This window comes from Nocardioides carbamazepini, from assembly GCF_024614185.1.
Classification (GTDB): domain Bacteria; phylum Actinomycetota; class Actinomycetes; order Propionibacteriales; family Nocardioidaceae; genus Nocardioides; species Nocardioides carbamazepini.
Window position 1 is genome coordinate 344,622 of the sequence record NZ_JAHTLF010000016.1, and the last position, 22,233, is coordinate 366,854.

20 protein-coding genes and 2 tRNA genes are annotated in these 22,233 nt (G+C 72.4%); 14 read left to right on the forward strand and 8 right to left on the reverse strand.

Features of this window, described 5'->3' with window-relative positions; all coding sequences use genetic code 11:
* Positions 1-58: 58 nt before the first annotated feature.
* The 6 genes from KVF89_RS14400 to KVF89_RS14425 form a co-directional block, all read right to left on the reverse strand.
* Positions 59-1,153 (reverse strand): ABC transporter ATP-binding protein, encoded by a 1,095-nt coding sequence (locus KVF89_RS14400; protein WP_257426464.1) that lies wholly within the window; start codon positions 1,151-1,153, stop codon positions 59-61.
* Positions 1,150-2,493 (reverse strand): ABC transporter permease, encoded by a 1,344-nt coding sequence (locus KVF89_RS14405; protein ID WP_257426467.1) that lies wholly within the window; start codon positions 2,491-2,493, stop codon positions 1,150-1,152. The genes KVF89_RS14400 and KVF89_RS14405 overlap by 4 nt, the downstream gene beginning before the upstream one ends.
* 203 nt (positions 2,494-2,696) lie before the next feature.
* Positions 2,697-3,701, reverse strand: coding sequence for an iron ABC transporter substrate-binding protein (locus KVF89_RS14410; RefSeq protein WP_257426469.1), 1,005 nt, complete (start codon positions 3,699-3,701; stop codon positions 2,697-2,699).
* Positions 3,698-6,268, reverse strand: a complete 2,571-nt coding sequence (locus KVF89_RS14415; protein WP_257426472.1) for an AMP-binding protein — start codon at positions 6,266-6,268, stop codon at positions 3,698-3,700. Before KVF89_RS14415 ends, KVF89_RS14410 begins: the two co-directional genes overlap by 4 nt.
* Positions 6,269-6,314: 46 nt before the next feature.
* Complete coding sequence (locus KVF89_RS14420) at positions 6,315-6,794, reverse strand: nitroreductase family deazaflavin-dependent oxidoreductase (protein WP_257426473.1); 480 nt, start codon at positions 6,792-6,794, stop codon at positions 6,315-6,317.
* 179 nt (positions 6,795-6,973) lie between these two features.
* A complete protein-coding gene (locus KVF89_RS14425) occupies positions 6,974-7,573 on the reverse strand; it encodes an RDD family protein (protein ID WP_257426475.1) in 600 nt (199 codons plus the stop codon).
* Positions 7,574-7,721: 148 nt separating this feature from the next.
* On the opposite strand from KVF89_RS14425, the gene mptB reads away from it, so the two are divergent.
* Both mptB and KVF89_RS14435 read left to right on the forward strand, forming a co-directional pair.
* Positions 7,722-9,260: a polyprenol phosphomannose-dependent alpha 1,6 mannosyltransferase MptB gene (gene mptB, locus KVF89_RS14430; protein WP_257426476.1), complete on the forward strand. Its 1,539-nt coding sequence runs from the start codon at positions 7,722-7,724 to the stop codon at positions 9,258-9,260.
* A gap of 122 nt (positions 9,261-9,382) precedes the next feature.
* On the forward strand, positions 9,383-10,432 hold the full coding sequence (locus KVF89_RS14435; RefSeq protein WP_257426478.1) for a hypothetical protein: 1,050 nt from the start codon (positions 9,383-9,385) through the stop codon (positions 10,430-10,432).
* An 80-nt stretch (positions 10,433-10,512) separates the two neighbouring features.
* Here the strand turns inward: KVF89_RS14435 and KVF89_RS14440 are convergent, their stop codons facing one another.
* On the reverse strand, positions 10,513-11,649 hold the full coding sequence (locus KVF89_RS14440) for a glycosyltransferase (protein WP_257426479.1): 1,137 nt from the start codon (positions 11,647-11,649) through the stop codon (positions 10,513-10,515).
* 82 nt (positions 11,650-11,731) lie between these two features.
* Between KVF89_RS14440 and KVF89_RS14445 the strand changes: the two genes are divergently transcribed.
* From KVF89_RS14445 to KVF89_RS14500, 12 genes are all read left to right on the forward strand, one after another.
* Positions 11,732-12,730, forward strand: a complete 999-nt coding sequence (locus tag KVF89_RS14445; RefSeq protein WP_257426481.1) for a pirin family protein — start codon at positions 11,732-11,734, stop codon at positions 12,728-12,730.
* Positions 12,727-13,119 (forward strand): CidA/LrgA family protein, encoded by a 393-nt coding sequence (locus KVF89_RS14450; protein ID WP_257426482.1) that lies wholly within the window; start codon positions 12,727-12,729, stop codon positions 13,117-13,119. The genes KVF89_RS14445 and KVF89_RS14450 overlap by 4 nt, the downstream gene beginning before the upstream one ends.
* The gene (locus tag KVF89_RS14455) at positions 13,116-13,823 is read left to right on the forward strand and encodes an LrgB family protein (RefSeq protein ID WP_257426484.1); all 708 of its coding nucleotides are present in this window, start codon (positions 13,116-13,118) and stop codon (positions 13,821-13,823) included. The genes KVF89_RS14450 and KVF89_RS14455 overlap by 4 nt, the downstream gene beginning before the upstream one ends.
* Before the next feature lie 159 nt (positions 13,824-13,982).
* Positions 13,983-15,380 carry an amidase gene (locus KVF89_RS14460; protein ID WP_257426486.1) on the forward strand — a complete coding sequence of 466 codons (1,398 nt, stop codon included), beginning with the start codon at positions 13,983-13,985 and terminating at the stop codon, positions 15,378-15,380.
* 62 nt (positions 15,381-15,442) lie between these two features.
* Positions 15,443-15,515 (forward strand) — tRNA-Thr (locus KVF89_RS14465).
* 74 nt (positions 15,516-15,589) lie between these two features.
* Positions 15,590-15,663, forward strand: a tRNA-Met gene (locus KVF89_RS14470).
* A 41-nt stretch (positions 15,664-15,704) separates the two neighbouring features.
* On the forward strand, positions 15,705-15,875 hold the full coding sequence (gene rpmG, locus KVF89_RS14475; RefSeq protein WP_028654832.1) for a 50S ribosomal protein L33: 171 nt from the start codon (positions 15,705-15,707) through the stop codon (positions 15,873-15,875).
* Positions 15,876-16,036: 161 nt separating this feature from the next.
* On the forward strand, positions 16,037-16,432 hold the full coding sequence (locus KVF89_RS14480; protein ID WP_257426491.1) for an FAS1-like dehydratase domain-containing protein: 396 nt from the start codon (positions 16,037-16,039) through the stop codon (positions 16,430-16,432).
* A gap of 11 nt (positions 16,433-16,443) precedes the next feature.
* Positions 16,444-16,845 carry a MaoC/PaaZ C-terminal domain-containing protein gene (locus KVF89_RS14485; protein WP_257426493.1) on the forward strand — a complete coding sequence of 134 codons (402 nt, stop codon included), beginning with the start codon at positions 16,444-16,446 and terminating at the stop codon, positions 16,843-16,845.
* 3 nt (positions 16,846-16,848) lie between these two features.
* On the forward strand, positions 16,849-17,883 hold the full coding sequence (locus KVF89_RS14490) for a UDP-N-acetylmuramate dehydrogenase (RefSeq protein WP_306809576.1): 1,035 nt from the start codon (positions 16,849-16,851) through the stop codon (positions 17,881-17,883).
* Positions 17,884-18,025: 142 nt separating this feature from the next.
* On the forward strand, positions 18,026-19,033 hold the full coding sequence (locus KVF89_RS14495; protein WP_257426496.1) for a hypothetical protein: 1,008 nt from the start codon (positions 18,026-18,028) through the stop codon (positions 19,031-19,033).
* Between the two features lie 202 nt (positions 19,034-19,235).
* Positions 19,236-21,476: a hypothetical protein gene (locus KVF89_RS14500; RefSeq protein ID WP_257426497.1), complete on the forward strand. Its 2,241-nt coding sequence runs from the start codon at positions 19,236-19,238 to the stop codon at positions 21,474-21,476.
* Positions 21,477-21,538: 62 nt separating this feature from the next.
* Here KVF89_RS14500 and KVF89_RS14505 read toward each other — a convergent pair whose 3' ends face one another.
* A complete protein-coding gene (locus KVF89_RS14505; protein WP_257426499.1) occupies positions 21,539-22,207 on the reverse strand; it encodes a class I SAM-dependent methyltransferase in 669 nt (222 codons plus the stop codon).
* Between the last annotated feature and the right edge of the window lie 26 nt (positions 22,208-22,233).

Genomic DNA, 22,233 nt, shown 5'->3' on the forward strand with positions numbered 1-22,233 from the left:
GCGCGCCCTCCCGTGGCGATTTCAGCAGGATGGGGCACCGCGGCCTGTGAACAGTGTGTTACCGCGGCTCCGGGCCGGCGGGGACCTCCGCGCTGGTCAGGGTGGGGAAGGCGAGTACGGCGCCGACGACCGCCACCCGCACCCGGTCGCCGGATCGCGGCACGGAGTCGGCCGGGGTGCGCGCGGTCACCTGCTCGCCGGAGGAGAGCCGGACCCGGATCGTCGCGTCGTGGCCGAAGAAGCTGACGTCGACCACCTCGCCGGAGGCGCCACCGGTGCCCTCGTCCGGCGAGGCGCGGACCTGCAGCTGCTCGGAGCGGACGGCGAACCGGGCCGGCCCGGGCGTCGTACCCCGGCCGGCGGCGGCGCGGAGGGCGACGTCGCCGAGCGCGCAGCGACCTCGTCCGTCGGCGAGCACCTCGCCCGGCAGCAGCGAGGCGTGGCCGATGAACGCGGCCACCCGGGGGTCGGCGGGGGTCAGGTAGACCTCGGCCGGAGCAGCGACCTGGAGGAACTGGCCTGCCACCATGACCGCGACCTGATCGGAGAGGGAGAGCGCCTCGCCCTGGTCGTGGGTGACGAGGACGGCCGCGGCGTCGGCCGCGCGGAGGGCGCGGACCACCGCGCGGCCGGTCTCCTCGCGCAGCGACGCGTCGAGGGAGGAGAACGGCTCGTCGAGCAGCACCAGTGCGGGCCGCGGGGCGAGGGCGCGGGCGAGGGCGACGCGCTGCTGCTGGCCGCCGGACAGCTCGTGGGGGTAGCGCTCGGCCAGGCCCGGGTCGATCTCGACCAGCTCGAGTGCCGCCGCGACGCTCACCCCGGCGTCGCGGCGCTGGGCGCGCGGGAGGCCGAAGGCGACATTGCGGGCGACGGTGAGATGGGGGAAGAGCGCCCCCTCCTGGGGGACGTACCCGATCCCACGGCTGCGGGCCGGCACGCTGCGGATGCCGCCCACGACCCGGGTCCCGGCGACGTCGATCGTGCCGGCCGTGGGCTCGACGAAGCCGGCGACCGCACGCAACAGCGTGGTCTTGCCACAGCCGGAGGAGCCGAGGATCGCAGTGACGCCGGACGTGACCCGGAGGTCGACGCCCTGCAGCACGGTGGTGCGGCCGTAGCCGGCCGCCAGTCCCTGGATCTCGAGTGCGGTCATCGGGTGCTCCTCGGGGCCCGGATGCTGAGCCGGGCCAGCAGCCAGGTGGACGGGACGGACAGGACGATCAGCGCGAGTGCGTAGGGCGCCGCCGCACCGTAGGCGATCGAGGATCCGTAGGACCAGAACTTCGTCGCCAGCGTCTCGGTGCCGAGCGGGGCGAGAAGGAGCGTCGCGGTGAGCTCCGTCGAGATGGCGAGGGCGACCAGCGCGGCGCCCGAAGCCAGGCCGGGTACGACGAGCGGCAGGGTCACCCGACGCGCCACCTCGGGGCCGGTGCAGCCGAGGCTGCGGGCGACCTCCTCCAGGCCCGGCGGCACCAGCTCGAACGTGCCGCGCACGCTGACCACCGCCCGCGGGAGGAAGAGGATCAGGTAGCCGGCCAGCAGCAGGGCGAGTGTCTGGTAGAGGTCCGGCACCGCACGGATCGAGACCGTCACCAGGGCCAGGGCGATCACGATGCCGGGCATCGCGCTCGCGGTGTAGACGCTGCGCTCGATCGCCGTGGTGAGGAGGCCGCGGTGGCGCACGGCCAGCCACACCACCGGGACTGCGGCGCCCGTCGTGATCGCGCCGCCGAGCGCGGCGAGCAGCAGGGTGTTGCCGAGGGCGCTGCCCAGCTCGCCGGTCTCCAGGCCGGCAGAGGTGCCGCGCACCAGCCACCGGCCGAGACTGACGAGGGGGACGCCGAGGGCCCACAGCGCCAGTCCGGTCAGCCCGGCCAGCACGACCGGCCGGCGCCGCCCCAGCCGGATCCGGGCGAACTCCCGGCTGGTGCCCGCGCCGACGCGCGCGCGTGGCCGCCGACCGCGCAGGAGCAGCTCGATGCCCAGCAGGAGCAGGCAGAACGCGACCAGCACCAGTGCCAGCAGCGTGGCCTCGGGGCCGTTGAAGACGGTCGCGTACTGCTGCAGGATCGCGGTCGTCAGGGTCGGGTAGTTGAGCAGCTGCAGGGCGCCGTACTCCGCCAGCAGGTGCAGCCCCACGAGCAGCGCGCCACCCAGCACGGCGGGGCTGATGGCCGGCAGGGTGACCCGGACGAACACCTGCCACGGGCCCTTCCCGAGCGCGGTCGCGACCTCTTCGACCGCCGGGTCCAGCCGACGCAGCGCGGCGACCGTCGGCAGGTAGACCAGGGGGTAGTACGACAGCGTCACCACCATGACCGCGCCCGGGAACGACTGCACGGCGTGGGTGGTGGACACCCAGCCGAAGCCGTTGACGAAGGCGGGTACGGCGAGTGGCGCACATAGCAGGCCGTGCCACCACCCCCGCCCCGGCACGTCGGTCCGCTCGACCACCCAGGCCCCCGCCACGCCGACGACGGCGCTGGTCAGCACGCCGACGACCAGCAGCCGGGTGGTGTTCCACAGCAGCTCCCCGATGCGGGGACGCCACAGGAACTCGACGGCCTCGCCCCGGCCGAGCTCGGCCGTGGTCCACAGGACGTAGCCGAGCGGGACCAGGGCGAGCCCGGCGATGGCCAGGCCGACGAGGAGGAGTGCGGGCGCCGATCGGGACGGCCGGTGGACGCGGTGCAGGCTCAGAGGAAGCCGACCTCCGTCAGCAGGTCGACCACGGCCTCGGCGTCGAGGTCGGAGACGTTGACCTGCGGCGGCTGGAGCTCGCTGAACTGCTTCGTGACGCCCTCGAGCTGCACGGCCGGGTTCAGCGGGTACTCCAGCGCATAGCTGTCGGCGAGGACCTGCTGGCCCTTCTCGTTCACGAGGAACTCGACGAACTCGCGGGCCTCCTCCTTCATGTCGCTCGACTTCAGGATGCCGGCGCCGGAGACGCTGACGAAGGCTCCGGGGTCGCCGCCGGTGAAGTAGTGCTGCGCGCTCTGGTCGCTGACGTCGCCGTTCTCCTTGCGGTCGCGCTCCCAGTAGTAGTGGTAGACGATGCCGACCTCGACCTCACCGGAGTCGACGGCCTCGAGGACGAGGTTGTTGCCGTCGTACACGGTGCCGTTGTCCTTGATGCCCTCCAGCCAGGCCTTCGTCGCCTCCTCGCCCTCCAGCTCGAGGACGGCCGCGACGATCGCCTGGAAGTCCGCGCCCGTGGGGGAGAACGAGATCCGTCCCTTCCACTCCGGCCTCGCGAGGTCGAGGATCGAGGCCGGCAGGTCGGCCTCCTGGATCTGCTCGGTGTTGTGGACGAGGACGGTCGACCGGGCCACGAAGCCGGTCCACAGGCCGCTGACGGGCCGGAACTGCGCGGGGATGACGTCGAGGATGTCCGCCGGCAGCTGGTCGAAGAGGCCGGCCGCCTCGACCTGCGACATGGCCGGGGAGTTCTCGGTGAGGAAGACGTCGGCGGGGGAGGCCTTGCCCTCCTGGACGAGCTGGTTGGACAGCTCGAGGTCCTTGCCGTTGCGCAGCTCGACCTCGATGCCCGTCTCCTCGGTGAACTCCGGTGCGAGCTCCTTGAGGAGGGGCTCGTGCTGGGCGTTGTAGATCACCAGCTTGGGCTCGTCCTCGCCGCACGCGGCGAGGAGGGGGGAGACCAGGGTGAGGGCGGTGACGCCGAGGGCCAGCTGCTTCTTCATCGTGCTTCCTCATCGGTTGGTTGGACGGGAGGGTAGTGAGGCCGGGGCGGGGTCAGGACGGCGCCCACGCGCTGGGCCCAGGCCGGCGCCCGGGTGACGAGCTGCCCGATCAGGACGCCGGCCGTGAGCGATGCGATCAGGCCACCGAGCGGCCAGCGGGTCTCGAACCACGGGTAGACCTGCCAGTGGGCCAGGTAGACGTAGAGCGAGGCGCTCGCGACCACCCCGGTGGCCCCGACCAGGATCCGAGGCCACGGCACGGTCGGCACCCACACCACTGCGACGCTGCCGGCCGCGATGAGCAGGTCGCGGGCGAGGCTGCCCGTGAAGCCCCAGCAGCCGGCGAGCAGGACAGCGGTGACGAGGACCCGGTCGCGCCGGCCGCGGGCGACGGCGGCGGCCCAGCCGCCGAGGAACAGCCAGGCGATGAAGACGGACGAGTGGATCACGTCCCCGCCGTACGACGCCAGATCGGCCCAGGCCCGCGGCAGGAGCGCCAGGACCGCCAGCCCCAGGGCCAGGGGGAAGCGGTGGCGACGCTCGAGCGCCATCACCCGGGGCACGGCGGTCAGCAGGCCGGCTCCGATCGCGAGGAGCAGGACGACCTCGATGAACCAGTAGTGCCAGGCCGGCTCGGACCAGTCGCGGGACCCGAGCACGTCGTTGAGCAGGAGGACGCTGCGCCAGCCGGGCTGTCCGGTGACGAGGGCGACCGCACCGATCCAGAGCACCGCCGGCACGGCGACCCGGCTCGCTGCCCGGGCGACGCGGCGCAGCCGCTCACGGGGGCCCTCGTCGGCCAGATGGAAGCGCGCGAAGTTCACGCCCGCGACGGCCAGTAGGACGTGTGCGCCGCCGACGACGACCCACAGATCGGTGTGGGAGCCGACGATGAGCACGATGGCCAGCGCGCGCAGCACGATCGTCGTGTCGACCCGGGCCCAGCGGTTGCTCCGGCCCGGTCGCGCGACGTCCGGTTCGTGGCGCCCCGCGAGCTCCGCCACGGTCCAGGTCGGCCAGTCGTCGGGAAGTCGGCCGATCCGGCTCTCCAGGCGCAGCGAGAGCTCGACGTAGGACAGCGAGTCGCCGCCCAGGCTGACGAAGGAGGCGTCGGGCCCGACTCGCTCGTGGCCGAGGATGCGACCGTAGAGCCGGGCGATCGAGGCCTGGGCGGAGCCGGCCTCCGGCGCGGGCGGAGGCCGGAGCCGCGACAGCGCCTGCTGGTCGAGCTTGCCGTTGGGCAGTCGTGGCAGCACCGCAACCGGTACGCCGAGCACCGCGTGCTCCGGGAGACCGGTGGCGATGGCGGCCGCGGCGACCGCCTCCGCCACGGTCGCCAGGTCGGGTGAGCCGGGGACGGCCACCACGAGCCGGCGTCCGTCGGCGGACTCGGCGCACCCGGCGTCGTACCCGCTGAGGCCGAGCAGCGTCTGCACCCGGTCCAGGTCGACCCGCTGCCCGAAGAGCTTGGCGAACCGGGACCGTCGTCCGACGATCTCGACCAGGCCCTCCGCGGTGAACCGGGCCAGGTCGCCGGTGCGCAGCTCGTCGAGCTCGGCGCCGCGCGCGAGGTCGGCGGGCGTCTCGGCGTACCCCAGCATCACGTTCGGGCCGCTGTAGACGAGCTCCCCGACGCCGGGCGCGGCACCGTCGACCGGGTCCAGCCGGAGCGTGCCTCCGGGGATCGCGACGCCGACCGCGCCCGGGTGGGCGGGGGCGAGCTCGGGCGGCAGGAAGGCGATCCGGGCGGTGGCCTCGGTCTGGCCATACATGACGACCAGCTCCCAGCCCTCCCGCGCGCCCTGCTCCGCGAGCGCGCGGACCCGGTCAGGGGCGAGCCGGCCACCGGCCTGGGTCACCTGGCGCAGGGTCGGCACGACCGGCCAGCCGGTGGAACCGAGCAGGTCGAAGGTGTAGGGAACGCCCGCGAAGGACGTCACTCCCTCGGCCCGGGCCCGGTCCCACAGGGCGGGGTCGGTCACGGAGCGGTCGTCGAGGACGAGGGCGGCGCCGGCCAGGAGATGGCTGTGCAGCACCGAGAGGCCGTAGCAGTAGTCGAGCGGCAGCGTCGTCAGCGCGACGTCGTCGCCGGTCAGGCCGAGGAAGTCGGCGATGGCGGCGGCGTTGGCGTCGAGGTTCGCCGCCGAGAGCCGCACCAGCTTGGGCGATCCGGTCGAGCCCGAGGTGCTCAGCAGCAGCCGCAGGTCGGGGTGGAGCCGGGGAGCCGGGCGCCCGGTGGCGTGCCAGGAGCGGCCCTCGCGCGCCACGGAGGTGCCGTAGGCGCGGGCCAGGCCGTCGTCGTGCGTGAGAAGGGTGGCGTGCCCGCCGGTGAGGGCGGCCAGCCACGCCGCGACGAAGTCGCTGGTCGCCGCCGGCCGCAGGTGCACGAGCTGCCGGAGGCCGGCGCCGACAGCGTCGAGATCCCTCCGCTCGGCGGCTACGCGACCGGCGAGCTCGGCGTAGGTGAGCGTGCCGGTCGTCGTACGCAGCGCCGGGTGGGCGCCGTGGCGGGCGAGGTCGTCGGCGATGCGCGCGACGACCTGTGCACCCGCTGTGCCTTCCCCCATGGGGGAAGGCTAAAGCAAGGCTGACCTTGCCACGGAGAGCCTGCCCTTACTGAGATGCGGTCCCCGGGTGGAGCAGGAAGACCGGGATCACCCGGTCGGTCCACTCGACGTACTTCGCGTAGTTCGGCCAGATCGTCAGCATGTGCGCCCAGACCCGGTCCTTCTCGGCGCCGGTCAGCTCACGCCAGGTGCAGGTGTGGTGGCGCCCGTTGTAGTCGATCTCGACCGTCTCCGCCGCGCGCAGGTTCGCCGACCATGCCGGTGGCTTCGGGGCGCCGAACGAGGAGCCTGCGATCAGCCAGCCGCCCTGCCACGGCACGCAGAGCAGCGGTGTCGAGCGGGGGATGCCGGTCTTGCGGCCCGGCACCGTCAGCAGCAGGCTCGGCAGCCCGGCGAGCCCGACCAGGCTGACCCGGCGCCCGGTGAGGCGCTGCAGGTGCTGGTCGGTCCAGGTGATCTGGGGGAGCAGCTTCGGCATCCACGGCTGGGAGCCGAGCTTGATCGCGACGGGGGTGAACAGGCCCATGACCGAACCCTAGAACGTGTTCTCGGATCCGCGGTCCCGAGACGCGCGACGGGGCGCCCTCCCGAGGGAGGACGCCCCGACGTACGGCGCAGGCGGGCGGAGCTGTAACTACCCGTCCTTGCTGGTGCCTGACCCGTAGACCGGTACGACAGAGGCAAGGACAGGTAGTTACAGCGTGGTCAGCCGACCTGCAGGACGCGGGTGCCGCCCGCGAACTTGTCGTGCCAGCCCTGGTGGTTGGGCTGGTCGCTGTTGAGCGTGATCGCGATGTAGATCACCGCTGCCAGCGGCACGGCCCAGCCGAGGAAGAACCACCCGATGAACGGGATGATGCTCAAGATGCCGAGCGCCGAGTAGGCGTTGCGCTTGAGGGCCTGCTCCATCGTCGGCTTGCTCTCGCCGTCGGGGCCGTAGGTGCGCAGCTTCATGACCATCTTGCCGACGGTCTGGCCGGAGTTGGACTCCATGAGGGCGAAGTAGCCGAGGTAGATGGCTGCCTGGAGGATCGCGGTGACCGTCCAGAACAGGAAGTACTCGCCGAACGAGTGCACGAAGCCGGTCAGGAAGATCCCGTTGAAGACGGTGTAGATGACGGCGTAGACCACCGCCAGGAGCACGTGGTCGATCAGCCGTGCCAGGAAGCGGTTGAGCAACTCGCCGGGACGCGGGACGCCGGCCGGCGCGCCGCCGAAGCCCGGCTGCGGCTGACCGCCGTAGCCGCCCGGCGGGGGCGGGGTCCCGCCCGGCGGGGGCGGGGGAGGCGGCTGGTTCTCGGACATGGGGTCTCCTCGAGTCATGGTGCAGGGGGCGCACCGGGATGGCAGCAATCTAGTGCCCTGGGCGGCCGCCGAGCAGGCATTGCGAGCGTTCTTGCCCTGTTGCCCCGGCGTTCAGCCCCGTGACAGCGGCTCCTCCTACGGTCCGACCGTGATCGCTCGCGGAACGCTCGGCAGCCTCCTGGTGCTGCTCGGGGGACTCGTCACGGCGACGCTGCCGGCGTCGACGCCGGTGCTCAGGCTGGGCACGCTGGAGGCGCTGCGCGCCCACGAGATCGGCCGGATGGCCGGCCTGGTGGTGGTCCTGGTGGGTCTGGGGCTGCTGGCGAACGCGTGGCTGCGGCTGTGCCGGACGGTCGCGGTCGGGGACCGCGACACCGTCGACCCGGCCGAGGGAGTGGCCCTGGTGCGGTTCGCCGCCGTCGTGTGGTCGGCCCCGTTGCTGCTCGCGCCGCCGCTGTTCTCCCGCGACGGCTGGTCGTACGCCGCCCAGGGCATGCTCGCCGAGGTCGGGCTCTCGCCGTACGTCGTCGGCCCGGGGGCGCTCGCGCCGGACTCCTTCCTCCCGCTGCCCGGCTGGATCACCGGTCCGCCGATCGTGCAGGCGGTCGACCCGCTGTGGTGGGACACCGCGACGCCGTACGGGCCGATGCCGGTCTTCCTCGGCGCGATCGTCGCCGGCGTCACCGGCAACCCGTGGATCCTGGTCATCGCGCACCGCGGGTTCGCGCTGGTCGGTCTCGGCCTGCTGGCCTGGGCGGTGCCGCGCCTCGCGCGGTGGGGTGGCGCGAACCCGGCCGTCGCGACCGCCTTCGTCCTCGTCTCGCCGCTGATGATGGCCAACGGCGTCGCCGGCCTGCACAACGACCTCCTGATGGTCGGCCTGATGGCCGTCGCGCTCGTCGTGGCCGTCGAGCGCGGCTGGGCCTGGGGGGCGGTGCTCGCCGGCATCGCCGCCGGCGTCAAGGTCCCGGGCGGCCTGGTGGCCGTCGGCATCGTGCTCGTCTCGTTGCCGGTCGGCGCCTCCGTCGTCGCCCGGCTGCGGCGGCTCGGTGCCGTCGGCGCGGTCTCGATCGGCACCCTGCTCGGGCTCGGCGTCCTCACCGGCATCGGGAACGGCTGGCTGCGCGCCCTCACCGTCCCCGGCGAGGTCAACACGCCCCTGTCGGCCACCACCCTGGTCGGCGGCGTCCTCGACTGGCTCGCCCTCCATCTCGGGCTCGGCACCGATCCCGCCCTCTTCCGCGACCTCGTCCGCGCCCTCGGCCTGCTCGCGGCCCTGGGGGTCGGCGCCTGGGTCGGGCTGCGCTGGCCCACCGGCTCCCGGCGTACGGCGCTCGCGGCGGTCGCGACCGTCGGGGCCGCGTTCGTGCTGCTCTCGCCCGTCGTGCACCTGTGGTACTTCCTGCTCCTGCCGCCGTTCCTCGCCGCCCAGCGGCTCCCGCGGCACGCCACCGGCGCGTTCGTCGCGATGTCCGTCCTGCTCGGCCTGGTCGCGCCCCTCGACTCCTCGCTCCACGGCGCCTACTACGCCATCGTGATCGGCTGCATGACCGTCGCCCTCCTCCTCCCCGTCCTGCTGCTCACCCCGCCGGCGCGGGAGCGGCTGGCCCGGATCGTCGCCCCGCTCGCCCCGCCGCTTGTAACTAAGGGTTACGGCGCGAAAACCGGCGCAACAACGCCCGGGTAGTAGCCACAGCACCCGGGTAGTCGCGTCGCGCGCGGCCCGACCGACCACCCGCCGTACGCGGCTGTCCACAGGTCCGCAGATCCGATGTGTCGAGGGCGCCCCGGTCGGCAACCGTTCGGGTCATGCATCCTCGGATCCTGGCCGTGATGGCCGCCCACGGTGGCTTGATCACCCGTCATCAGCTGCACGACCTCGGCGTCGGGCCGGGCCAGGTCCGCTCGATGCTGCGTCGACGCCGCGACGAGCCCGAGCCGCGCCTGCGGGTGCTGAGGCGCGGGATCTTCACTGCGACCGCGCACTGGAACACCCTCGATGAGTACGTCGGCCGGCCGCTGCTCCTGGCGCGTGCCGCGGGTCTGGCCGCGAAGCGGGACTGGGTGCTGAGCCACGATTCGTCCGCGCACCTCCAGCAGCTGCCAATCCTGCGCCCGCGCGACCCGCTGGTGCACCTGACGCGTCCGGGGTGGACGAACGCCTGGACCGAGTACGGCGTCAAGCACCACCTCGCTCGGTTCGATCCGGCCCAGGTGGTCGTCCTTGACGGACTCCGCGCGCTCGACCTCGCTCGTACGGCGGTCGACATCGGCCGCGAGCACGGCTTCCGTCATGGGCTGGTGGCGTGCGATGCGGTGATGAGGCGTGGCGTAGGTCGTGCCGAGCTCCGGCGCGCAGCCGACGTCATGACGTGCTGGCCGGGCGTGAAGGACGCACGCGCCGCCGTCGACCTGGCCGACCCCGGAGCCGAGAGCGTCCTGGAGACTCTGGCGCGCGAGCTCGTCATCGAGGCGGGGGTCGGAGAGCCGGAGACCCAGTTCCCCGTGCGCACGACTCGCGGTGTGGCGTGGTGCGACCTCCGCGTCGGCAACCTCATGGTCGAGGCCGACGGCGAGGTCAAGCTCACCTCGGTGGCGGACGGCGGGTTGTCCGAGGACCCGCAGCAGACCTGGTTCGACGAGAAGCTCCGGGAGCGGGCGGTCACCGACCGCGGGGTGATCGTGGTTCGAGTCGTCAACGACGACATCTGGAAGGGTCGCCGCCGCGCGGAGGCGATCCATCGGATCCGACGTGGGTACGCCGAGTCGGTCCAGCGATTCGGTGCCGAGCTGCACCCGGAACTGGCTGCCGAGGCCGCTGAGCTGCGCCGGCAGTACGGCGACCGGCGGTCGGCCTGAGCTCATCTACCCGGGTGCTGTGACACCTACCCGGGCGTTGTTGCAGCGAGTTCTTCGCTGTAACCCTTAGTTACAAGTGCTCAGGCGCTGAGCGCCCCCGTCCGGTCGCCGGCATGCAGCGCGAGCATCCGGGCAACAGCCCGGTCCCAGCCGAACTGCTCGGCCCGCCGACGTGCGGCGGTACGCCGACGCGGCTCCGGCAGCTCGAGCAGTCGCAGCACGGCGTCGGCGAGCGCTGCGGGGGAGGGCGCGCCCCAGGCGCCGCAGCTCGCGTCGACGAGCTCCCGGGCGCCGCCGCGGTCGGCGGTGACGACGGGGGTGCCGCAGGCGAGCGCCTCGAGCACGGCGAGCCCGAACGTCTCGCCGGGACACACCGACAACGACACGTCGGCGGCGGCGAGCCGGTCGCGCAGGGCGGTGCGGCCGTCGACGTACCCGTGGAAGTGGACGGGCGCACCACCGGCGAGCTGCTCGAGCTCGTCGCGGTGCGGTCCCTCTCCGTAGACGTCGAGACGGAGCGGGAGCCCGCGACGGTGCAGCTCGACGGCGGTCGCCACGGCCAGGTGCGGGGACTTCTCGCGGGAGAGGCGGCCGGCGTGCACCAGCCGGAGCACCCCGTCGCTCCGGACACTGCCGTCGCTCTCCTCCGCCCGCGTGGCGCCCGGCCGGAAGGTCGCCAGGTCGACTCCCAGCGGCACCCGCGCGACCGGGCATCCGGCGGCGTCGGCGACGGACCGGAACTCGCCCTCGGCGTACGCCGACGTCACGACCACCACGTCGAAGCTGCGCACGATCAGCCGGTTGAGCAGCCCGATCGAGACCTTCGAGGTGGTCTCCAGGCCGGTCCGCATCGCGAACATGTCGCCCATCCGCTCGTGGGACAGCAGCACCGAGCGCACGCCGTTGCGGCGCGCCCACCAGGCGACGGGCAGCAGGGTGAGCTTGTCGCTCCACTCCACGCTGGTGGGGGCGAACCGTTCGAGGACGTCGGTGACCCGCCACGGCTCGACGATCAGCCGGTAGCCGCCGCCCACCCGGGGCGCGCGCACCTGCACCACATCGCCCAGCGGGGTGGCGCGCACGGCGTCGACCGGCCCGGGGATGACGAGGAGCCGCTCGGCGCCGGCGGCGACGTACCCCCGGCCCAGCTGCTCGATCGCGGTCCGCATGCCTCCCGACGTCGCCCCGACGAAGTTGGCCAGCTGGGCGATCCGCACGGGCACACCCTTGCGGCGGCGGGTGAACCCTGTGCCACGGCCGGCCCACGGCCCGGTTGACGGGCGCGAAAGGATGGAGGGCATGAGCAACCCGGAGAGCAGCCCGGCCGAGGTCGTGTGCGAGGGCCGGCAGGCCGCCGGCGTGGAGCTGATGGAGCCGCGCGAGGTGCCGCTCGGCGGCCCGCGCGCGATGTCGGTACGACGCACGCTGCCGCAGCGGCACCGGTCGCTGATCGGCGCGTGGTGCTTCCTCGACCACTACGGCCCGGACGTCGTGAGCGAGAGCGGCGGGATGGAGGTCGCGCCGCATCCGCACACCGGGCTGCAGACCGTGAGCTGGCTGTTCGCCGGCGAGATCGAGCACCGTGACAGCGCGGGGAACGTCGCGATGGTGCGGCCCAAGGAGGTCAACCTGATGACCGCCGGTCGCGGCATCAGCCACTCCGAGGTGTCGACGCCGGACAGCACGGTGCTGCACGGTGCCCAGCTGTGGGTCGCCCTGCCGGACGCGGTCCGCGACACCGACCCCGGCTTCGAGCACTACGCGCCGGCCGAGATCGGCGGCGAGGGCTGGCGCGCCCACGTCTTCCTCGGCTCGCTGCTCGGCGACAGCTCGCCGGTCGCGACCTTCACGCCGCTGCTGGGCGCGGAGGTCGTCCTCGACCCCGGTACGACGCTGTGCGTGCCGGTCGACCCGGCGTTCGAGCTCGGGGTGCTCGTCGACCGCGGTTCGGTCGCGGTCGGCGGGGTCGAGGCCCGGGCGGCCGACCTCGCCTACGTCCCGCCGGGCGCCGACGAGCTCGTCCTGGTCGCCGGCGCCGAGGGCGCCCGGCTGTTGGTGCTCGGCGGGCCGCCGTTCGGGGAGTCGATCGTGATGTGGTGGAACTTCGTGGGCCGCACCCACGACGAGGTCGTCGCCTACCGGTCGGCCTGGCAGGAGCAGATCACCGGTGCCGACGGGGAGGTCGTCCCCGACGGCCGGCAGGTCGCGCCGGGCCGGTTCGGCGTCGTACCCGACCAGCCGCTGTCGCCGATCCCCGCTCCCGTACTGCCCAACGCGCGCCTGCGCGAACGCCGGTGATCGCCGGTCTCACCTGGCTGCTCGCCTTCCAGATCCTGGGGGAGGTGATCGTCCGGGTCCTCGACGTCACCGTGCCCGGTCCGGTCGTGGGGATGCTGCTGCTGTTCGTCTTCCTGCGGGTCAGGAGGTACGACGACAGCGGCTCCATCGTGCGCGCGGGCTCCGCGCTGCTGCGGCACCTGCAGCTGTTCTTCGTCCCGGCGGGTGTCGGGATCGTGGCCTACCTCGGTCTGCTCGGCGACCACGCCCTCCCGATCTCCGTGGCCCTGCTGGGCTCGTGGCTCCTCGGCCTGGCCGTCGTCGGCTGGACGGCGGTCGGCCTGGAGCGGCTGCTCGGCGCGCCGCGCGACGACCTGCCCGGGGCGGGCGAGACGGGGGAGGCGGCGTGAGGGACGACCTCCTCGACCTGGCCCGCTCGCCGCTCACCCTCCTACTGGTGACCCTGGCCGGCTACCAGGCGGGCCGCTGGCTCCAGACCCGCACCGGCGGGCACGCGCTCGCGCAGCCGGTGATCGTCGCGATCGCCGCGGCCGGTGTGACGATCACCGTGCTCGACGTCGACTACGCCGACTACCGCAGCGCCACCGAGCTGATCGCCTTCTGGCTCGGGCCGGCGACCGTGGCCCTGGCCATCCCGCTGCACCGCCAGGCCGACCGGCTCAAGGGGTTCGTCGTCCCCCTGCTCGTCGCGGTCTTCGTCGGAGCGGCCACGTCCATCGTGTCGGCCGTCCTCCTCGCCCGTCTGCTCGGCGCCGACGAGGCGCTCGAGAAGACGCTGTCGGCCAAGGCCGCGACCACGCCCGTCGCGATCGCCCTCACCGAGACGCTCGGCGGCATCCCGCCGCTCGCCGCGGTCTTCGCGATCACGACCGGCATCGTGAGCGCGATCATCGCGCCCGCCGTACTCAACCTGCTGCGCATCCGTGACCGGCGGGCCCGCGGCCTCGCCGTCGGCGCCGTCTCCCACGGCATCGGCGCCTCCCGGATGCTCCGCGAGGACGAGACCGAGGGCGCCTTCGCCGGGCTCGCCATGGGGCTCTCGGCGCTCGCGATCAGCCTGCTGGTCCCGGTCTTCGCGCTCGTGCTCTTCTGAGGGTTGCCGGCGGTCGGCTGTAACTATCTGTTGTTGCCGCTGCCGTACCGGTCTACGGGTGCGGTAGTGGCAACAACAGATAGTTACAGCCCACCGACCCGCCGAACTCCGACCCTGGTCGGACGCCGGGAGCCCCGACGAGGCGCTAGGTTCCCGTGCATGCGCGTGCATGCCTTCACCGACGATGCCCTCGGCGACCTCGACGCGGTCGGCCTGGCCGAGCACCTCGCCGCCGGCAAGGTCTCCCCCGAGGAGGTGGTCGACGCGGCGATCGCCCGGGTCGAGGCCGTCAACGGCGACCTCAACGCGATGGCGCACGTCGCCTTCGACCGGGCGCGCGCGGACGCGCGCCGCCCCCGCCCCGGGTTCCTGTCCGGCATCCCGACCCTGGTCAAGGACAACGTCGACGTGGCGGGGATGCCGACCCGCTCCGGTACGGACGCCTGGGAGCCGCGTCCGGCCAAGCGCAACGGCGACTTCGCCGAGATGTACCTGGCGACCGGGCTGGTTCCGCTCGGCAAGAGCCAGCTCTCGGAGTACGGCTTCAGCGCGTCCGCGGAGCACCCGCGCCTCGGCGCCGTCCGTACGCCGTGGGACACCGAGCGGACCGCCGGGGCGTCCAGCTCCGGCTCGGGCGCGCTGGTCGCCGCGGGCGCCGTACCGATCGCGCACGCCAACGACGGCGGCGGCTCGATCCGGATCCCCGCCGCGGTCAACGGCCTGGTCGGCCTCAAGCCGACCCGGGGCCGGCTCGCCCAGGACAAGGTCTTCCGCGACATGCCGATCCGGATCATCTCCGACGGCGTCGTCACCCGCTCGGTGCGCGACACCGCCGCGTTCTACCGCGAGGCCGAGCGGCACTACCGCAACCTCGACCTGCCGCCGATCGGCGACCTGACCCGGCCGATCAGGCGGCGGCTGCGGATCGCGCTCAACACCAGCGGCGTCGGTCGCAGCGCGGACGCCGAGACCCGGGCCCTCACCGAGCAGACCGCGAGCCTGCTCGAGGAGCTCGGCCACACCGTCACCGAGACCGAGGCGCCGGTGGCGCCGAGCTTCGTCGACGACTTCCTGCTCTACTGGGCGCTGCTCGCCGAGGTGATGCTCGTCACCGGTCGGCCCACCCACGGGCGCACCTGGGACCGGGCCAAGCACGACAACCTGACCCTCGGCCTGGCCCGGCACGCCCGGCGGAACCTGCACCGCGTCCCCGGCGCGATCACCCGGCTCAAGCGCGCCAACGCGAACGCCGCGGCCTACTACGAGAGGTACGACGTCGCGCTGACGCCGACGCTCGCCATGGCCACGCCCAAGGTCGGCCACCTCGACCCGACCCAGGACTACGCCACGATCATGGACCGGCTGCTCGACTGGGTCGCGTTCACGCCGTGGCAGAACGTCACCGGCGCCCCGGCCGTCTCCCTGCCGCTCGCGAGCACCGCCTCGGGGCTGCCTCAGGGCATGATGTTCGGGGCCGCTCCGGGGCAGGAGGCGGTACTCATCGAGCTCGCCTACGAGCTCGAGCAGGCCCGTCCGTTCGCGACGATCCAGGGCTGATCGGCCCCGGCAGGGCGCCGATTTCGCACCGTCCGGCGACGCGTGTATCGTTTCGCGGCGTTGCCCCTTTAGCTCAGTCGGCAGAGCGTCTCCATGGTAAGGAGAAGGTCTACGGTTCGATTCCGTAAAGGGGCTCTGAGATGGGGCGCCGCCGCACGACCCGCCTGGGCGATACTGGGCAGGAACAGCGGAGGGCGCCCTCCTCACGTGGCGGGATAGCTCAGACGGTTAGAGCGCACGACTCATAATCGTGAGGTCACGGGTTCGATCCCCGTTCCCGCTACCGAGTACCCGGCACCACCACCAGCAACTGAAGGACTTCCTGTGGCCAGCAAGAGCAGCGACGTTCGCCCCAAGATCACGCTCGCGTGCGTGGACTGCAAGGAGCGCAACTACATCACCAAGAAGAACCGGCGCAACGACCCCGACCGCATCGAGCTGTCGAAGTTCTGCCCGCGGTGCCGCAAGCACACCGCGCACCGCGAGACCCGCTGACTGTTCGGGCCGAGCGCGTCGCCTAGCGAAGGCGGCGCGCAGGCCCTTCGGGCCCACGCTTGCCTCCGATGCGCTACGCGCGGGCGCCACGCTGCCGGCTGGAACTCGTCCCATCCTGATGGGGCGGGTTCTTCGCATTTCCGACTCGATAGGGTGACGGCATGCCGATCGACGCCACCTTGGTGGGGCGGGCCTTCCCGCCGACCACGTCCGTGCCGGTGACCGCGGAGTCCGTGGCCGCCTTCGCGGCCTCCGTCGGTGGTCGAGGTGACGGACCGGTCCCGCCGACGTACCCGATCGTCGTGTCCTTCGCCGCTCTCCAGGACTTCCTGGCCGCCGAGCGGGTGGAGCTGTCCCGGATCGTCCACGGCGACCAGCGGTTCCGCTACGTGCGCCCGGTCGTGGTCGGCGACGAGCTCACCGCGACCCTCACCGTGACCGGCGTGCGCTCCATCGGCGGCAACGACATCGTGAGCACCTCCAGCGAGATCACCGACGCGTCCGGTGCCGTCGTCTGTACGGCGACCGCCACCCTCGTGCACCGCGGAGGTGCCTGATGGATCACCCGATGACGACCCTGCAGCCGGGCGCCGCCCTCGAGCCGCTCACCTTCGACATCACCCGGGCCGACCTCGTCGCGTACGCCGCCGCCAGCGGTGACCCCAACCCGATCCACCAGGACGAGGAGATCGCGCTCGCGGTCGGCCTGCCCGGCGTGATCGCCCACGGCATGTACACGCTCGCCCTGGTCGGCCGTGCCGTCGCCGCCTGGACCGCCGAGGCGGAGGTCGTCGAGCTCGGCGCGAAGTTCGTCGCGCCCGTCGTCGTACCCGCCGAGGGCGCTGCCCGGGTCACCGTCGGCGGCACCGTCGGCGAGCGCAACGACGACGGCCTGCTCGCCCTGGCCCTCCAGGTCACGGTCGACGGCACCAAGGTGCTCGGCGCCCCCAAGGCCCTGGTCCGCGCGTGACCGCTGGTGACCACTAGTCCCGCCCTGGCGGATCTCACCACCCTCCGCCTCGGCGGTCCGGCCCGTCGCTATGTGGCGGCCACCGACGCCGACGCCCTGGTCGCCGCGGTCACCGAGGCCGACCGGGCCGGCGAGCCGGTGCTCGTCGTGGGCGGCGGCAGCAACCTGGTTGTCGCCGACGAGGGCTTCGCCGGCGCCGTCGTCCACCTCACGGGTGGGGGAGTCCGGGTCGAGGAGGACGGCGACCGGGTCGCCGTCACCGTCGCTGCCGGCGAGCCGTGGGACGACGTCGTCGCCCGCGCCGTCAACGAGGGCTGGGTCGGCGTCGAGGCGCTCTCCGGCATCCCCGGCACCACCGGCGCCACCCCGATCCAGAACGTCGGCGCCTACGGCCAGGAGGTCGCCCAGACGGTCGCCTCGGTGCGCGTCTGGGACCGGATGCTCCGCGGCGAGCGGACCTTCTCCGGAGAGGAGTGCCGCTTCTCCTACCGCCACTCCCGGTTCAAGACCGACCCCCGTCGCCATCTCGTCCTCGACGTCACCTTCAGCTTCGGTCGCGGCGAGCTCTCCGCCCCCGTCGGGTACGCCGAGCTCGCCCGCACGCTCGGTGTCGCCGTGGGGGAGAGCGCCCCGCTCGCCGCCGTACGGGATGCCGTCCTGGGCCTGCGCCGTGGCAAGGGCATGGTCCTCGACGCCGCCGACCACGACACGTGGAGCGCCGGCTCGTTCTTCACCAACCCGTTCGTGGAGCCGGACCGCGTGCCCGACGGCGCGCCGTCGTACCCGCAGCCGGACGGGAGCGTGAAGACCAGCGCCGCCTGGCTGATCGAGCACGCCGGCTTCGGCAAGGGCTACGGTCTCGACCGCCCGCACGCCCGGGTCTCCCTGTCCACGAAGCACACCCTCGCCCTCACCAACCGCGGTGGCGCCACCACGTCCGCGCTCCTCGGCCTGGCCCGCGAGGTGCGGTCCGGGGTGCTAGACCGCTTCGGCATCGAGCTCGTCAACGAGCCGGTGCTCGTCGGCTGCGCCCTCTGACGACGACCGCCGGAGACGAACGTCCTCGATCTTGCGCAATCGGGCCCGCCTGGGGCCCAGGGCCACTAGCGTCGTCATGATCACCCCCTGCACGACGCCGTCCGAGGTGTCGTCCCTTCTCCCCTCTCGAGGAGCAATCTGCATGAAGCCCGTTCTCATCCGCCGCGCCGCGGCCGCACTCGCCCTGGGCGCGCTGGCCGCCACCGGTCTCGCCAGCGTCCCGAGCCCGGCGCAAGCCGCGATCGCCTACGCGTTCGTCGACACCGGCGTCTCGTTCTACGACTACGGCGACTCGCCGGAGTGCAGCCTGGCGGGTGTCCTGCCGGATCCTGACGACGCGGCGTGGAGCGACAACGGCGTCCCGGTGAGCCAGAGCTTCAGCACCTCCGGCACGTTCACCAACGCCGACACCGCGTCCGACATCGTCGACGTCCGTGCGTCCGGCTCCGTCACGGTCAGCTCGACGCCGTTCACCGGCGGCGCGGTGACCATCACTGGCACCGCTACGGCGTCGTCGTCGGCGACGTCCCGCCTCGCCTCGACCGAGTGCGATACCTCCGCCAGGGCCGAGCCGGGTGCGAGCGGCACCCTGGTACTCACCCAGCCGATGTGGGTCACCCTGACCGCGTCCGGCGACGGCAACGGCAACGGCGGTGCTTCGATCCAGGCGGAGGATGGCGGCGCCTTCATCGCGGTCGGCAAGCGCGGCAGCGGCAGCACGACCACGCTGCTGCCCGCCGGTGAGGTCTACTTCGACTTGGGTTCCTCTGCCTCGTCGAGCGCCTACGGCACCACGGAGGGCGCGCGCAGCTACACCGGCACCTACAAGATCGAGCTCCAGCCCGTCGGCACGGCATCGCCTCTCGCCGGCAAGGGCCAGGCCTACACCGTCTTCGGCGCCCGGGACTGCGCAACCGGCAACGTCAGCGCCGTCATCACCAAGAAGGCGGCGAAGAAGGCCAAGCAGGTCACGATCATGGTGAACGGCAAGAAGGTCGTGAACCTCAAGGGCAAGAAGCTGGCCAAGGCGAAGAACAAGACGATCGTCCTTCCTGCCGCCCCGAGCGGCGCGGCCGAGGTCGTCGCGAAGGTCAAGCTCAAGAACGGCAAGAAGGTGGACGCCACGCGGTCCTACCTGGCCTGTTCGTGAGCGCCTGATCCTCGCCTGACTGTTGCGGGCCCGGCCGACCTTCGGCCGGGCCCGCTTCGCGTCGCGGGTGACATGGTGGGTGACATGGTGGGCGACATATCTGGGGAACGCTCGCCGAACCTGGTGGCAGACCCTAGCCTGCGCTTACCAGGCGGCTGCCGCTCCCGTGCGCCGCCGTCCCTTCTCGAGGAGCCCCCCGCTCATGAAGAACGTTCTCGTCCGGCGCAGTGTCGCCGGGCTCTCCTTGGCTGCGCTGACCGCCTTCGGCCTGGTCAGCATCCCCTCCGCCGCCCGTGCCGCCGTCGAGGAGGGCATGATCGCTGGGCAGTACGCCATATCGAGCGGGAACTGCGAGGGTGCCGACGTGGGGTCCTTCGAGCCCGATGGACTGCCGTGGACCGACAACAATGCGCCGGTCTCGAAGAACACGTCCGGCTCCGCGACCTTCACAGGTGATGGCGAGGGCGACACGGTCGCCGCGACGACGTCCACCAGCGCCTCGATCACCGCCTCGCCGATCGGCAGCGGTCCAGCCACCATCACCGGCTCCGCCTCGGCGTCGGCGTCCGCCCTCGCGAGCAACCCCGAGACGGCGTGCGACGTCAATGCCCAAACCCAGTCCGTCGCCGCGGGCTTGTTCACGCTGACCCAGCCGATGTGGGTGACCCTGACCGCCACCGGCCAAGGTCATCGCCAGGGACGGGCCGCTGGCGCCAGCTATGTCGGCATCGGGAGCGCCCAAGGGATGGGTGGGTGGCTGGGAGAGGGCTACTTCGGTCTCGGTTTCGGCGGCGATGGCCTGATGGTGTCGGCCAGCAACCGCGGCTCGTCCGTCGCGGCTACGCTGCTGCCGCCCGGCCGGTACGGCGTGGCGTTCCTCGCCGTCGCCCTCGCCGAGACGGACCAGCCGTCGGGCGAGCCGGATGAGTTCGGCTCCTCCACGGCACACGACGGCAGCGCGTCGTACACCGGCAACTTCAAGGTCGAGATGAAGCCCGCCGGCACCGCGTCGGCGGTCACCGGCAAGGGCGCGCCGCTGGTCCAGTTCGCCGAGCGCGACTGTGCCAACGGCAACGTCTCCGTCGCCCTCAGCAAGAAGACCGTGAAGAAGGCCAAGCGCGTCGTGTTCAAGGTCAACGGGGCGAAGGCCACGGTGCTGAAGGGCAAGGGGCTCCAGGGCAAGAAGCCGAAGGCCAAGACGGTCGTCCTGCCGACCTCGGTGTCGGCTGTGACCAAGGTGAAGGTGAAGCTCATCCTGGCGAACGGCCGCCGCTGGCTGGCGCGGTGGTGGTACCGGCCCTCCATGTGTGGGGGTTCCGCGCGGGGCTACATGGGGGGGGGGAGGGGCCCGGTGCATACCGCACGGGCCCCGCTGCCGTTGGGCACGGTGTTCGTCCCCGATCTCGAGGAGCACCCCGTGGAGAAGCAACTCGTACGACGCAGCGCGCTCGGCCTCGCCGCCGGAGCCCTGGCTGTCGCCGGACTCAGCGCCACCCCGATGCCGGCAGGAGCGGCCATCGAGTACGGCGAGGTCCGCGCCGAGGTCGGCTTCAACAAGTGGGGCGACGCCGACTGCGCGATCGCCACCACGCCGGACTCGGGGTCGGTCGAGCTCGTCGACAATGGTGTGCCGGTCTCCCAGTCATGGAATAGGACGGGGACCGTCACCATCCCGGGCAACCCGGCCGACGTGAGCGACCTGTCGGGCTCCAGTCAGGTCACCGCCTCGCTGACGCCGATCGGGGCGGGGCGGGCCACCTTCACGGCCAGCGTCTCGGGCTCGGCGTCGGCGAGCTCCGATCTCGCCGACGGAGCCTGCTCGGGCGAGGCGTCGTCCCGGCCGGAGGCGCGCGCGGAGTTCGACTTGCCCCAGCCGATGTGGGCGACCATCACCGGAAGTGGCGACGGAGCCGGCGCTGCACAGGCGATGATCGGTGACATCCAGGGCAGTGTGGCCGCAGTGGTCGTGGGCACGCGTAGCGAAGGCTCGGCATCGATCCTGCTGCCGGCCGGACCGACCCAGATCCAGGTGCAGGGCCAGGTCCGGGTCGACACGGACGGCCCGGCCCGGACCCGCAGCTACGCCGGGTCGTTCACCATCGAGCTCAAGCCGGTGGGCGACGCTCCGGTTCCCGGTCCCGGTCCCGGTGGCGCGGCCTCCGCGGTCTCCGGCAAGAGCAAGGGCGTGGTCATCCTCGGCGCCCGCGACTGCGCCACCGGCAGTGTCTCCGTCGACCTCACCAAGAAGGCGAAGAAGAAGGCGACGCAGGTCCTGATCACGGTCAACGGCGCGAAGGTGGCCAAGCTCAAGGGCAAGAAGCTCAAGCCGCGCGCCGTGGTCGTCCCGGCCGCTCGGTCGGCGGCAGCCGAGGTCGTGGTCCAGATCAAGCTCAAGAACGGCAAGAAGGCGACCGTCACCCGGTCCTACCTGGCCTGCTCCTGATCCCCTGACCGCTCGTACGACGGTGGGCCCGGCCGATCGGCCGGGCCCACCGTCGTTCTTGGTCAGGCCGGACGCGGTGCTCCCACCATGAACGCCTGGGCGCCCATCACCTTCCACGCCAGCGGCACCTTGAGATAGAGGCTGACCAGCCGCGGTCCCGAGGGGAGCCGCGACTTGGTGGTGTAAGGCAGGAAGCGCGGGATGTTCAGCTCGACATCGAAGTCGGCCGCGGCGAAAGCCTCGATCAGAGCACGGTCGTCGACCGGCGTGATGTGGTCGAAGAACATCCAATAGTCGCGCGCGCAGTAGCGGACATTGGGCTGCAGCACGAGCAGCTTCCCGTCGGGACGTAGCACCCGGCGTACCTCCACGAGGGTCGACATGATGACCTCGCGTGGCACGTGCTCGAAGAAGTTGCTGATGAAGACCCGGTCGACGGACTGGTCCGCCAGGTGGTCCATCGCGTCGGACCGAGTGATGGTCGCCTCGACATCTGGTCCGGCCTTGTGCACGAGGTCGGGGTTCAGGTCGACCGCTAGCTTCCGTCGCGCCGTGATGTTGTTGATGAACTCGCAACTCCCGGCGGCGATGTCGAGCACCGTGCTCGACTCCGGCACCCAGCGCTGGAAGAAGTCCCGGCACAGAACCTCCCAGAGGTCCTGACGCATCTCGGACTGGCGGGCGAATCGGTTGCGGTACAGGAGCTCGAGCTCCGCGGGATCGTCGGTCATGGTGTAGGTATTCCCTTCGCGTGACC